Here is a 12,343-nt window from a genome sequence, read left to right as displayed (position 1 = left end):
CCGGGTCTACGACCGCAGCCCGTTGCGCCGCAGCACGGTGTCGCCGATGACGATGGCCAGCAGCAGGACGGCGAGGCCGATCAGCCAGATGTCCTCGACCCTGCCCTCGTGGTTGCCGCAGAGCATCGCCAGCAGCGCCAGCGCGACGACCACCGCGCCGATCCGCCCGGACTTGCGGTGCCCCGGCTTGTGCTGGTCCGGCGACGTTACCGGCTCGCTTCCTGCCACTGTCGGTCCTTCCCTCGCGATCGGATCTCCGGTTAGTCTGGCACGCCCCGTGCCACGCCCGGCGCTGGGCCCGACCACCTGAGGACCAGGCCATGCCGGACGCCGAGGACCGCCACCTGAACCTTTCCCGTCTTCGGCGAGCTGCTGCTGTGGCGGGAGTCGCCGCTGCCCACCAGCACCGTCCGCATCGTGGCTGCCACGGTCGACGACGTGCACGCCCTGGTGGCGGTCTTCGCCGAGCGTGACTACGGAGCCGAGCCGGCGAGCGGCGTACGGGCGATCTGCGCGTGCTGCAGCGAGGGCAGCGTCGCCGCCGACCCGAACCACGCGGAGCACGGGGAGCAGTGGGTGAGCCTCGCCGCGCCGCCGGACGAGATCCCCGGGCTGCTCGACGGCTGGCGTGCGGCCGCGCCCGACCGGCGCTCCTGGGCGCAGCCGACCGGCGCCTGAGCTGCCGCGAGGTGCCTCGTCGCCGTACTCCCGGCGTCGGCGGGCGGCGGTCGGAGCGGCTCCGGTAGCGTTTCCGCGTACACCTTTTCGTCGTTCTTAGGGGGACCTGCGGTGCGAGTGACCGGTACCGGGCACGCGAGCATGCGGATCGACACCCCCGCGGGCAGCATCCTGTGCGACCCGTGGGTCAACCCGGCGTACTTCGCCTCGTGGTTCCCGTTCCCCGACAACTCCCGACTCGACTGGGACACCCTGGGTGACGTCGACTACCTGTACGTCTCGCACCTGCACCGGGACCACTTCGACGCCGCCCACCTCAGGCGGTACGTGTCGAAGAAGGCCACCGTCCTGCTGCCCGCCTTCCCCACCTCGGAAATGGAGGACGAGCTGCGGGAGCTGGGCTTCACGAAGTTCCTGAAGGCGCCGAACGAGGAGGTCGTCGAGCTGGACGGCGGCCTCAAGGTGATGATCCAGGCGCTGACCAGCCCGACCGACGGCCCGATCGGCGACTCGTCGCTGTGGGTGGAGTACGACGGGGTCCGGCTGCTCAACCAGAACGACGCCCGCCCGACCGACCTCAGTCTCTTCGCCGAGCTGGGCCACGTGCACGCGCACATGCTCCAGTTCTCGGGGGCGATCTGGTACCCGATGGTCTACGAGCTGCCGCAGGCCGCCAAGACCGCGTTCGGCAAGCAGAAGCGGGACCGCCAGTTCGACCGCACCTGGCGGTACATCGACGACCTGAAGGCCGACCACGTCTTCCCGATCGCCGGCCCGCCGTGCTTCCTCGACGACGCGCTGTGGCAGTTCAACGACATCCACGGCGACGAGGGCAACATCTTCCCCGACCAGTCGGTCTTCCTCGCCGAGTACGCGAAGGTCGGCGGGACCAACGGCGTCGTCCTGCTGCCCGGCAGCGTCGCCGAGATCACCACCGGGACGTGCGAGACCACCCACCCGGTGCCGGTGGCGGAGTTCTTCGCGGACAAGGTCGCCCACCTGGAGGAGATGCGGGAGCGCAAGCGCCCGATCATCGAGGCGGAGAAGGCGTCCTGGCGGCACCCGGAGATCGACGTCCTCAAGGAGATGCAGCGCCGCATCGAGCCGCTGCTGGACGAGTCGATCTACATCGCCAAGGGGGTCGGCGGGCCGGTCCGCTTCGACCTGGTCGGCTACGACGGCGAGAGCGTCGAGTCGATCGTGGTGGACTTCCCGGGCAAGCAGGTGCGGCCGTACGCGGACGAGAAGGTGCGCTACCGGTTCCGCACCGAGCGGGCGCTGATCGAGCACCTGCTGCACATCGGCGAGGTGGACTGGGTCAACTCGCTCTTCCTGTCGTGCCGGTTCTCGGCGGCGCGAATCGGCCAGTACAACGAGTTCGTCTACTCGTTCTTCAAGTGCCTGTCCGAGGAGCGGCTGCAGTACTCCGAGGGCTGGTACGACGAGCACGAGCGGGCCGTCGACGCGGAGGACATCACCATCGGTGACTGGGTGGTGCAGCGCCGCTGCCCGCACCTGAAGGCCGACCTGAGCCGCTTCGGCGTCGTCGAGGGTGATCAGCTCACCTGCCAGCTGCACGGGTGGCGCTTCGACCTGTCCAGCGGCCGTTGCCTGACCAGCGTGGGCCACAAGATCCGCGCCCACCGCGTCGACGAGCAGTCGCCCGCCCCGGCCGGCGAATCCCTCAGCTGACCCACCTGGTCCGCCCCGGTGGGCGACCATGCAGGTGTGGTGCCTTGGAAGCGGTCCGGAATCGAAGGGACCCTGCGGCCTGGCGAGATGGCGCGGGACCGCTCCCGGGTGGAGTCGTTCAGCGACGGGGTCTTCGCGGTCGTCCTGACGGTGATGGCCGTGGAGTTGCTCCAGAACGGCCCGGCCCGGGCGGACGGGGGCAGGCTGTCCGAGGCGCTCTTCCAGGCCTGGCCGACCTACCTGGCGTACGTGATCACCTTCGTGGTCTCCGGCCAGATCTGGCTCGCCCACCACAACATGTGGCGGTACGTGGTGCGGGTCGACCACACGCTGCTGGTGTTCAACCTGCTCCTGCTGCTCTTCGTGGCCGCGATCCCGTTCACCGCCGACCTGCTCTCGGATCACCTGCGCGGCGACGTGGCCGAGCAGCGGCTGACCGCCGCCCTCTACCTGGGCACCCTGCTCGGTGAGGCGCTCTTCTTCAACCTGAGCTGGTGGTGGGCCAGCAGCCGGCGGCTGCTCCACGAGGACCTGGATCCCCGGCTGGCCCGGACGCTCGCGCGGCGGATGCGGCTGCGTCCGCTGCTCTTCGTGTTCGCCTTCGCGGTCGTCTTCGTCGACCCGATCCTCAGCCTTCTCCTCTACCTCGTGATCGCCGGCTTCTTCCTCGCGAAGGACCCGGGTGACGACCCGCGGGCCGCCACCCAGCCGGAGAAGGGGTCAGCGGCCTAGATCCGCGAGGACGCGCCGGGCGGCGTTGTGGCCGGCGGCGCCGATGACGCTGCCGGCCGGGTGGCAGCCGGCGCTGCCCGCGTACACGCCGTCGACCCCGGTCGCGTACGGCATCCGGTCGGTGAACGAGACGGTGTTGTCGACGTGGTGGATGTGCCCGCCGGTGATGCCGAAGTGCGCCTCGATGCCGGGCGGGGGCAGGGGCACCGCGTCGGCGATCAGGTCACCGGTGCCCGGGGCGTACCGCTCGCAGATCGCGACCAGCTTCTCCACGTACCCGGGGAGGGCCTCGTCCCAGCTGGTGCCGGCCAGCTCGTACGGCACCGACTGCACGAACAGCGCCGACGAGTGGTGCCCGGCCGCGTCGGACAGCGACGGGTCGACGGTGGTGTGCAGGTACCACTCGATCGTCGGCTCCTCCGGCAGGCGCCCGGCCTGGACGTCGGCCCACATCGCCCGCAGCGCCGCCATCGGCGCCTCGCCGCCCTTGCCGCACAGCGAGGCCGAGCCGGGGAGCAGGTGGATGGTCGACCCGAACGGGCTCGGCGCGTCGGCCGGCAGGCAGGAGAAGCGCGGCAGCCCGGTCAGCGCCAGGTTGAGCTTCAGCGTGGTGCCGGGGCGGCGGACCGCCGCCATCCGGTCGGTGAGCGGCGCCGGGAGCGCGCCGTCGGGCAGCAGGTCCATCAGCCGGTACGGGTCGCACGCCCCCAGCACCACCGACGCGCGGACCTCCCGCCCGTCGGCGAGCACCACGCCGGACGCGGCACCCCCGTCGAGGGTGATCCCGCTGACCGGCGTTCCGGCGAGGATCGTCGCGCCGGCCGCCCGGGCGGCCTCGGCGAAGGTCCGGGAGACGGTGCCCATGCCGCCCTCGGCGATCATCCACGTGCCGTCCGAGCCGGGCAGTCGGCACATGTTGTGCACCAGGAAGTTGTGCCCGGTGCCGGGGTCGTCGGGGCCGGCGTTGAGGCCGGACAGGCCGTCGGTCACCGCGTACATGCTGACCAGCAGCTCGGAGCGGAACTCGAAGCGGGCCAGGTGGTCGGCGACCGACCCGCGGACCAGGTCGACGAAGACCTGCCGCAGCGCCGGCCGCACGTACCGCTCGGCGGTCTCCTCGACCGGTAGCGGCTCGGCCAGCCAGGCCGGTGCCAGGTCCGCGCGCAGCGCGGCGAGTTCGGCCTGGAGAGCGTCGTCGGCGGCGACGTCGGCGGGGGAGAAGAACTCGGCGAGCTGTTTGCGCGTCGCGGCGGTGTCGCTGCCGAAGAGCAGGTACGGCGAGCCGGACCCGCCCGGAGTGGGCAGGAAGTAGTGCGGGTCGCGGCGCAGCACGGGGATGCGCACGTCGAGCGTGGCGAGCAGCTCCGGTGGCATCAGCCCGAGCAGGTACGACCCGGTGGAGTGCCGCAGCCCCGGGACCTTGGGGAACGGCGTCTCGGTGCGGGTCGCCCCACCGATGACGTCGGCCGCCTCCAGCACCAGCACGTCCAGCCCCGCTCGCGCCAGCAGGATCGCCGACACCAACCCGTTGTGCCCCGCTCCGACGACGACGACGTCGGCCCGCTGCGGAACCCCGTTCCCCTGCTCACCACCCATACCCGGCACCTTAACCGGCGCTCAGCCGCGCCGACACCCCGTCGATCATGGAGTTGGCGGGTGCCGGGGAGATCAACCCACCCGCTCACCTCATGATCAACGAAAGGAAGGGCGGGGGGCGGGGCGCGGTCGGGCGCCGAGCAGGCGTCATTTCGCGTTCACCGGATAGCCTTCCGTCGATGCCCCGTCGGCTCTAACGTCGACGGGGCATCGATTGTGAAGCCCGGGAGGTTCTCCGATGGACCGTCGTACCGTCCTGCGCGCCACCGTCGCCGGCGGCGCCGCCTTCGCCGGCAGTCTCTGGGCCGGTGCTGCCCTGGCCGCCCCCGCCCAGCCCGGCCCCGGCCCGTACGGGGATTTGCTCGCCCCCGACGCCAACGGCATCCAGCTCCCCGCCGGCTTCACCAGCCGGGTGATCGCCCGCTCCGGCCAGTTCGTCCCCGGCACCGCGTACCTGTGGCACTTCGCGCCCGACGGTGGGGCCTGCTTCCCGGCCGGCGACGGCTGGATCTACGTGTCCAACTCGGAGATCCCGCTGGTCGGGGGCGCGTCGGCGGTGCGGTTCCGGGCGGACGGCTCGATCGCCGCGGCGTACCGGATCCTCGGCGGGACGAACGTCAACTGCGCCGGCGGCGCCACCCCGTGGGGCACCTGGCTCTCCTGCGAGGAGGTGCCACTCGGGCGGGTCTTCGAGACGTGGCCGGACGGCAGCCGGTCGGCCGAGGAGCGTACCCGGATGGGGCGGTTCACCCACGAGGCCGCCGCGTGCGACCCGGACCGGCGGGTGGTCTACCTGACCGAGGACGAGGGTGACGGCTGCTTCTACCGGTTCGTCCCGGACACGTGGGGCGACCTGCGCACCGGCCGGCTCCAGGTGCTCTGCGCGCCGGCGGACCAGACCGCCGGGCCGGTGACCTGGCGGGACATTCCGGACCGGGACGGCTTCCCGATCTTCACCCGCTGGCAGGTCGGCGCGGCCAAGCACTTCGACGGCGGCGAGGGCTGCTGGTACGACCGGGGCACCTGCTGGTTCACCACCAAGGGCGACAACCGGGTCTGGGCGTACGACGCGGTCAACCAGCGCATCGACCTCGCGTACGACGACTCGCTGGTCCCCGCCGGCGCGGCGCCGCTGACCGGGGTGGACAACATCACCGGCACCCCGGGCGGGGACCTGTACGTGGCCGAGGACGGCGGCAACATGGAGATCTGCGTGATCACCCCGACCGGCGTGGTCGCCCCCTTCCTGCGCATCCTGAACCAGGGCGGTTCCGAGATCACCGGCCCGGCGTTCGCCCCGGACGGCACCCGCCTCTACTTCTCCTCACAGCGCGGCACCAGCGGCGACCGGACGGGCAGCGGCGGGGTGACCTACGAGGTCCGCGGCCCCTTCCGCCACTGACTCCCGCCCGCGCGCCCGAGTCCTGGTTGATCATGAGGTTAGCGGGTTGGGGGAGCGCTTTCCGGCCCGCTAACTTCATGATCAACGCGGTCGGCGCGGTCGGCGCGGTCGGCGCGGTCGCCGCGGTCGCCGCGGTCGCCGCGGCGGATGCGCCAGCGGGAGAGGGCCAGGGTGGCCGAGTAGCCGGCCAGCACGATCACGTGGAACAGGTAGAGCCACAGCAGGACGGCCACGCCGGCGCCGACCGGGTCGAAGCCGCCGAACGGCACGCCCAGGTCGATCGGCAGCGACGCGAACAGCACGAAGCCGTGCAGGAAGCCGGACAGGTTCGCCGCCGTGAACGACCCGACGGCGAGGGTGGAGAGCCAGTCCGGCGACGCCTGGCCGACCACCCGGAACACCCACATCAGCACCGGGGTCAGCACCAGCCAGGTCGCCAGGAACGACAGCACCACCCCCAGCGCGCCCACCCAGCCGCCCTCGCGGACCAGCCCGGTGGTGGTCGGCAGCGCGAGCAGGATCGACAACAGCAGAGCCGGGGCGGGCGCCAGCAGCGGGAGCAGCAGCAGCCGCCCCCGCCAGCCGACCAGCGACTCGCCGTTGCGCAGCTGGGCGACCGAGACGAACGCCCGGCGCAGGCCCTCGCCGTACAGCGACGCCGGCAGCAGCGAGGCCAGCGCCAGCCACGGCGTGAGGTTCACCCCGGCCTCGACCAGCGCGGCCACCGCCCGGGGCGCGCCGATCTCGTCCGGCAGGGTCTCCACCGCGTACGACGTGAGCCGGCGCACCCGGTCGGCCCCCGCCACCAGCGCGGTCAGCCAGATCGCCAGCAGCGCCACCGGCACCACGGCGATCGCCCCGTAGAAGGTGATCGCGGCGGCGTGCAGCGACAGGTCCCGCCCGCGTACCGGCCGGAAGGCGGCAGCGACGATCCGCTTCGTCCGCTGCCATCCGCCGTCCATCGGGTTCCTGTTCCCCGCCGGCCACCCCGTCAGTCCTAGACTCGGCCGCCATGACCGTTGTCACCACGGACCGCCTCGTGATCCGCGAGTGGACCGATTCGCCGACCGACCTGGCCAGGGTCTACGACATCTACTCCCGGGACGAGGTGATGCGCTGGCTCGGCGGCGGGGCGGGGACCCTCACCGACCCGAACCAGGCCGCCGAGCGGGTACGGGCCTGGCGGGAGCGGTCCGCGTCGTCCGGGGGCCGGTACGGAATCTGGGCGATCGACGTACGCGACAGCGGCCAGGTGGCCGGCAGCGTACTGGTCAAGCCCCTGCCGGGCGCCGACGGCACCACGCCCACCGACGACATCGAGGTCGGCTGGCACCTGCACCCGGACTCGTGGGGTCACGGCTACGCCACCGAAGCGGCCCGGGCGATGGTCGCCCGTGAGTTCGCCACCGGCACCCGGGAGATCTACGCGGTGGTGACGCCGGGCAACGACCGGTCGGTGGCGGTGTGCCGGCGCCTCGGCATGACCCACGTCGGCCGGCGCACCGACTGGTACGGCGGCACCGAGGTGGAGACCTTCGTCCTGGACGCCCCGCCCGCCTGATCCGGCCGCCACGTCAGCCCACCGGGCGGTCCGGTGCCCGGCCGGTACCGCATCGACGGACGCCGCGTGCGACGTGCCGGTTTCCGGGGCGGCGCGGTTAGGCTGAGCCGAGCAGGATGGTCCGCTGAGGGGGTGAGCCTGCGATGGCCCAGGCCGAGCCGGCGCCGGAGCCCACCGAGCCGTCGTTCGACGTGCTGCGGTGGCACGACGAGCCGTGGACGGCCCAGCTCGCCCTCGACCTCTTGCCGGAGACCAACGGCCCCAAGGTCGAGGTCCTGAGCGGAAGCGTGATCGTGACCCCACACGCCGGATACGACCATCAGGATGCCGAGTTGGACCTGGCCTACCTGCTGAAGCAGGCGGCCCGCCGTGCCAAGCTCTGGCTCTACATCGAGACGAATGTCATCTCTGGTGACGACCTCTTCATCCCCGACATCGTCGTGCTGAAGGTCCCCGGTGGCGGCCGGACGACGATGGACATCTCGCATGCCGTGCTACTCGGGGAGATCGTGTCTCCGCGGAATCGGCGGAAAGACATCATCGACCGGCCGCGCGAGTACGCCAGGGTGGGTGTGCCCTACTTCCTCCGTGTCGATCTGCGGAACCGGGTCCCGACGATCGCGCTGTACGAACTGTTCGAGGGCGACTACCGGCCGGTGTCGGCGGCGGCCGCGGGCACGACATTCGTCATGCGGGAACCCTTCGAGTTCACCATCGACCCTGCGGACCTGTTGGGCGAGGAGGCACCGCCGGAGGAGCCGGCCGGCGGCGAGGGCTGAGGCTCCCAGCGGGTGTCCAGGGGGCCTGGGGAAGAATGGCGGCGTGACTTCTCCCCGGGACCTCGTCCTGCTCGGCTCCACCGGCTCGATCGGGACGCAGGCCATCGACATCGTGCGGCGCAACCCGGCCCTGTTCCGGGTGGTCGCGCTCGGTGCCGGTGGCGGCAACGTCGAGCTGCTCGCCGCCCAGGCCCTCGAACTCGGTGTGGAGGCGGTCGGCGTGGCGAAGGCGTCCGCCGCGCAGGACCTCCAGCTCGCCTTCTACGCCGAGGCGAGCCGGCGCGGCTGGGCCAGCGGGGACTTCAAGCTGCCGAAGATCGTCGCCGGGCCGGACGCGATGACCGAGCTGGCGCAGTGGCCCTGCGACGTCGTCCTCAACGGGGTCGTCGGTTCGCTCGGGCTCGCGCCGACCCTCGCCGCGCTGCGCGCGGGCCGTACGCTCGCCCTGGCCAACAAGGAGTCCCTCGTCGCCGGCGGCCCCCTGGTGAAGGCCGCGGTGACGCGGCCGGGGCAGATCGTCCCGGTGGACTCGGAGCACTCGGCGTTGGCCCAGTGCCTGCGCGGCGGCACCCGGGGCGAGGTGCGGCGGCTGGTCGTCACCGCCAGCGGCGGCCCGTTCCGGGGCCGGCGACGTGACGAGTTGACGCAGGTCACCCCCGAGCAGGCGCTCGCCCACCCGACCTGGAACATGGGGCCGGTCGTCACGATCAACTCCGCGACGATGGTCAACAAGGCGCTGGAGGTGATCGAGGCGCACGAACTGTTCGACGTGCCGTACGCCGACATCACCGTCATGGTCCACCCGCAGTCGGTGATCCACTCGATGGTGGAGTTCACCGACGGCTCGACGCTCGCCCAGGCCAGCCCGCCCGACATGCGGCTGCCGATCGCCCTCGGCCTCGGCTGGCCCGACCGGGTGCCGGACGCCGCCGCTCCGGTCGACTGGACAAAGAGCCACACCTGGGAGTTCCAGCCGCTGGACGACGAGGCGTTCCCGGCGGTCGCGCTCGCCAAGGCGGCCGGTGCGGCGGGCCGCTGCCGGCCGGCGATCTACAACGCGGCCAACGAGGAGTGCGTCGCCGCGTTCGTCGCCGGGCGGCTGCCGTTCCTCGGCATCGTCGACACCCTGGAGCGGGTGCTGGCGGACGCTCCGGACTTCGCCGAACCAGGTACCGTCGAGGACGTGCTCGCGGCCGAGTCGTGGGCCCGTGAACACACGCAGGCGATCATCGGTGGATCGGTGGAAGGAGCTTGATGGCCTACCTGCTCGGGGTGACGCTCTTCGCCCTCGCCATCCTGATCTCGGTGAGCCTGCACGAGGCGGGGCACCTGCTCACCGCCAAGGCCTTCGGGATGAAGGTGACCAAGTACTTCGTCGGCTTCGGCCCGACCCTCTGGTCGTTCCGGCGCGGCGAGACGGAGTACGGGATCAAGGGCATCCCGCTCGGCGGCTTCTGCAAGATCGTCGGGATGACGCCGCAGGACGACGACGTGGACCCGGTCGACGAGCCGCGGGCCATGTGGCGGTTCCCGGTGTGGAAGCGGACGATCGTGATGTCCGCGGGGTCGGTCACCCACTTCGCCCTCGCCCTGGTCGCCCTCTGGATCATCGCGGTCACGGCCGGTCTGCCCAACCCGAAGTTCCCGACCACCGAGGCGCAGGTCCGGCAGGAGCCGGCCGTCATCCAGCTCACCGACTGCGTCGTGCCGGAGAACGCCAACCGCGCCTGCACCGCCGCCGACCCGGCCAGCCCCGCCGCGCAGGCCCAGCTGCGCGACGGCGACCGGATCACCGCGGTCAACGGCACGCCGGTCGCCAGCTACGGTGACCTGCTCACCACCCTGCGGGGGCTCAAGCCGGGCGGGACGGCGCAGATCGCGTACGTCCGCGACGGCCAGCCCGGCACCGCGACGGCGACGCTCGCACAGACCCAGCGCCCGCCGCTGGACGACCCGAAGGGCGCCGCCGGGCCGGTCGCCGCGCTCGGCGTCGGCCTCGTCCCCAGCACGCCCACCCGCATCGAGTACGGCCCGGTGGCCGCGTTCGGCGCGACCGCCGACTTCACCGGGACCATGGCGGTGAACACCTTCGAGGCGATGAAGCGGATCCCGCAGAAGGTTCCGGCGCTGTGGACCGCGATCACCGGCGGGGAGCGGGACGTGGACACCCCGATCAGCGTGGTCGGCGCCAGCCGGCTGGGCGGCGAGGCGGTGGAGAACAACGCGTGGCTGCTGTTCTTCATGCTCTTCGTCTCGCTGAACTTCTTCATCGGCGTGTTCAACCTGCTGCCGCTGCTCCCGCTGGACGGCGGTCACATCGCCATCGCCTGGTTCGAGCGGGCCCGCTCCTGGGTGTACGCGCGGCTGCGCCGCCCCGACCCGGGCCGGGTCGACTACCTCAAGCTCATGCCCTTCACGTACGCGGTGATCCTGATCGGTGGTGCGTTCACGCTGCTGACCATCACCGCGGACGTCGTCAACCCGATCACGCTCTTCTCAAGGTGAGTGCCTGAAGTGACCGCTGTCAGCCTCGGTATCCCCGCCGTACCGCCCCCGCCGCTCGCGCCGCGCCGGGCGAGCCGCCAGATCATGGTCGGCTCGGTGCCGGTCGGCGGCGGTGCGCCGGTGTCCGTGCAGTCGATGACCACCACCCTCACCGCCGACGTCAACGCGACGCTGCAGCAGATCGCCGAGCTGACCGCGTCCGGCTGCCAGATCGTCCGGGTGGCGGTGCCCAGCCAGGACGACGTGGAGGCGCTGCCGGCGATCGCGCGCAAGTCGCAGATCCCCGTCATCGCCGACATCCACTTCCAGCCGAGGTACGTCTTCGCCGCGATCGACGCGGGCTGCGCGGCCGTCCGGGTGAACCCGGGCAACATCCGGCAGTTCGACGACAAGGTCAAGGAGATCGCCAAGGCCGCGGGTGACGCCGGCGTCCCGATCCGGATCGGCGTCAACGCCGGTTCGCTGGACAAGCGGCTGCTGGCGAAGTACGGCAAGGCCACCGCGGAGGCGCTGGTCGAGTCGGCGTTGTGGGAGTGCTCGCTGTTCGAGGAGCACGGCTTCCGGGACATCAAGATCTCCGTGAAGCACAACGATCCGGTGGTGATGATCCGGGCGTACCGGCAGCTGGCCGAGAAGTGCGACTACCCGCTGCACCTCGGTGTCACCGAGGCCGGGCCGGCCTTCCAGGGCACCATCAAGTCCGCGGTGGCCTTCGGGGCGCTGCTCGCGGAGGGCATCGGCGACACCATCCGGGTGTCGCTGTCCGCCCCGCCGGTCGAGGAGATCAAGGTGGGTGCGGCGATCCTCGAGTCGCTCGGCCTGCGCGAGCGTGGCCTGGAGATCGTGTCCTGCCCGTCCTGCGGGCGCGCCCAGGTCGACGTCTACAAGCTCGCCGAGGAGGTCACCGCCGGCCTGGAGGGGCTGCCGGTGCCGCTTCGGGTGGCCGTCATGGGCTGCGTGGTGAACGGCCCCGGCGAGGCCCGCGAGGCCGACCTGGGGGTCGCCTCCGGCAACGGCAAGGGCCAGATCTTCGTCAAGGGCCAGGTCATCAAGACCGTCCCCGAGGGGCAGATCGTGGAGACGCTCATCGAGGAGGCGCTCCGGCTGGCCGAGGAGATGGGTGCCGAGCTGCCCGAGGAGCTGCGCGGCCTGACCGGCGGCGCCACCGTGACGGTGCACTGAGCCAGCCGTACCCGTTCTACGGAGGGGGCGTCCCACGCGGGACGCCCCCTCCGCCGTACGCCGGTCACTCGGTTTCGGCGAGGATGGCGTGGAGCTTGCGGCGGGTCTCGTCGAGCACCTGGGCGGCCCGCTCCCGCTGATCGTCGGTGCCGGTCCCCGGTTCGGCCCGCTGAGCCGGTCGCCCTACGCGGTCCCCGCCGATCTGGCAGGCTGGTA

General features: G+C 71.9%; 12 protein-coding genes and 1 pseudogene. 9 read left to right on the top strand and 4 right to left on the bottom strand.

Translation table 11 applies throughout. The features are described 5' to 3' along the window. Positions 1–6: 6 nt before the first annotated feature. Positions 7–228 (bottom strand): DUF2631 domain-containing protein, encoded by a 222-nt coding sequence (locus AB0873_RS01795; protein WP_155333587.1) that lies wholly within the window; start codon positions 226–228, stop codon positions 7–9. Positions 229–417: 189 nt separating this feature from the next. On the opposite strand from AB0873_RS01795, the gene AB0873_RS01790 reads away from it, so the two are divergent. From AB0873_RS01790 to AB0873_RS01780, 3 genes are all read left to right on the top strand, one after another. Next, complete coding sequence (locus tag AB0873_RS01790; protein ID WP_366597993.1) at positions 418–678, top strand: hypothetical protein; 261 nt, start codon at positions 418–420, stop codon at positions 676–678. 111 nt (positions 679–789) lie between these two features. After that, positions 790–2,370 carry a Rieske 2Fe-2S domain-containing protein gene (locus tag AB0873_RS01785; protein ID WP_366597992.1) on the top strand — a complete coding sequence of 527 codons (1,581 nt, stop codon included), beginning with the start codon at positions 790–792 and terminating at the stop codon, positions 2,368–2,370. Positions 2,371–2,457: 87 nt separating this feature from the next. Continuing rightward, on the top strand, positions 2,458–3,102 hold the full coding sequence (locus AB0873_RS01780; protein ID WP_366597991.1) for a TMEM175 family protein: 645 nt from the start codon (positions 2,458–2,460) through the stop codon (positions 3,100–3,102). Here the strand turns inward: AB0873_RS01780 and AB0873_RS01775 are convergent. Then, on the bottom strand, positions 3,091–4,698 hold the full coding sequence (locus AB0873_RS01775; RefSeq protein ID WP_366597990.1) for an NAD(P)/FAD-dependent oxidoreductase: 1,608 nt from the start codon (positions 4,696–4,698) through the stop codon (positions 3,091–3,093). The genes AB0873_RS01780 and AB0873_RS01775 overlap by 12 nt on opposite strands. 238 nt (positions 4,699–4,936) lie before the next feature. Between AB0873_RS01775 and AB0873_RS01770 the strand changes: the two genes are divergently transcribed. After that, positions 4,937–6,100, top strand: coding sequence for an alkaline phosphatase PhoX (locus AB0873_RS01770; protein ID WP_366597989.1), 1,164 nt, complete (start codon positions 4,937–4,939; stop codon positions 6,098–6,100). 38 nt (positions 6,101–6,138) lie between these two features. On the opposite strand, the gene AB0873_RS01765 is transcribed toward AB0873_RS01770, so the two are convergent. Then, positions 6,139–7,062 (bottom strand): YhjD/YihY/BrkB family envelope integrity protein, encoded by a 924-nt coding sequence (locus AB0873_RS01765; RefSeq protein ID WP_366597988.1) that lies wholly within the window; start codon positions 7,060–7,062, stop codon positions 6,139–6,141. Between the two features lie 50 nt (positions 7,063–7,112). On the opposite strand from AB0873_RS01765, the gene AB0873_RS01760 reads away from it, so the two are divergent. From AB0873_RS01760 to ispG, 5 genes are all read left to right on the top strand, one after another. Next, the gene (locus tag AB0873_RS01760; protein WP_366597987.1) at positions 7,113–7,661 is read left to right on the top strand and encodes a GNAT family N-acetyltransferase; all 549 of its coding nucleotides are present in this window, start codon (positions 7,113–7,115) and stop codon (positions 7,659–7,661) included. A gap of 143 nt (positions 7,662–7,804) precedes the next feature. Continuing rightward, the gene (locus AB0873_RS01755; protein ID WP_366597986.1) at positions 7,805–8,440 is read left to right on the top strand and encodes a Uma2 family endonuclease; all 636 of its coding nucleotides are present in this window, start codon (positions 7,805–7,807) and stop codon (positions 8,438–8,440) included. Between the two features lie 43 nt (positions 8,441–8,483). Continuing rightward, positions 8,484–9,695, top strand: a complete 1,212-nt coding sequence (gene dxr, locus AB0873_RS01750; protein WP_366597985.1) for a 1-deoxy-D-xylulose-5-phosphate reductoisomerase — start codon at positions 8,484–8,486, stop codon at positions 9,693–9,695. Beyond that, a complete protein-coding gene (locus AB0873_RS01745) occupies positions 9,695–10,945 on the top strand; it encodes a site-2 protease family protein (RefSeq protein ID WP_366597984.1) in 1,251 nt (416 codons plus the stop codon). Before dxr ends, AB0873_RS01745 begins: the two co-directional genes overlap by 1 nt. Positions 10,946–10,954: 9 nt before the next feature. Continuing rightward, entirely contained in the window at positions 10,955–12,127 is a 1,173-nt protein-coding gene (gene ispG / locus AB0873_RS01740) for a flavodoxin-dependent (E)-4-hydroxy-3-methylbut-2-enyl-diphosphate synthase (RefSeq protein WP_155333576.1), read from the top strand. A 64-nt stretch (positions 12,128–12,191) separates the two neighbouring features. Here the strand turns inward: ispG and AB0873_RS01735 are convergent. Next, positions 12,192–12,281: pseudogene (locus AB0873_RS01735) on the bottom strand (PadR family transcriptional regulator); the annotation flags it as partial. Between the last annotated feature and the right edge of the window lie 62 nt (positions 12,282–12,343).

Source organism: Micromonospora sp. NPDC047707, from assembly GCF_040704235.1.
Classification (GTDB): Bacteria; Actinomycetota; Actinomycetes; order Mycobacteriales; family Micromonosporaceae; genus Micromonospora.
Note: the sequence above shows the minus strand (reverse complement) of the source record. Positions and strands in the feature narration are given on the sequence as shown.

Excerpts from the sequence above, each read along its gene's own strand:
- AB0873_RS01770 (WP_366597989.1), top strand. The coding sequence starts at position 4,937 with ATGGACCGTCGTACCGTCCTGCGCGCCACCGTCGCCGGCGGCGCCGCC.
- AB0873_RS01780 (WP_366597991.1), top strand. The coding sequence starts at position 2,458 with ATGGCGCGGGACCGCTCCCGGGTGGAGTCGTTCAGCGACGGGGTCTTC.
- AB0873_RS01775 (WP_366597990.1), bottom strand. The coding sequence starts at position 4,698 with ATGGGTGGTGAGCAGGGGAACGGGGTTCCGCAGCGGGCCGACGTCGTC.
- AB0873_RS01755 (WP_366597986.1), top strand. The coding sequence starts at position 7,805 with ATGGCCCAGGCCGAGCCGGCGCCGGAGCCCACCGAGCCGTCGTTCGAC.
- AB0873_RS01760 (WP_366597987.1), top strand. The coding sequence starts at position 7,113 with ATGACCGTTGTCACCACGGACCGCCTCGTGATCCGCGAGTGGACCGAT.
- AB0873_RS01745 (WP_366597984.1), top strand. The coding sequence starts at position 9,695 with ATGGCCTACCTGCTCGGGGTGACGCTCTTCGCCCTCGCCATCCTGATC.
- AB0873_RS01765 (WP_366597988.1), bottom strand. The coding sequence starts at position 7,062 with ATGGACGGCGGATGGCAGCGGACGAAGCGGATCGTCGCTGCCGCCTTC.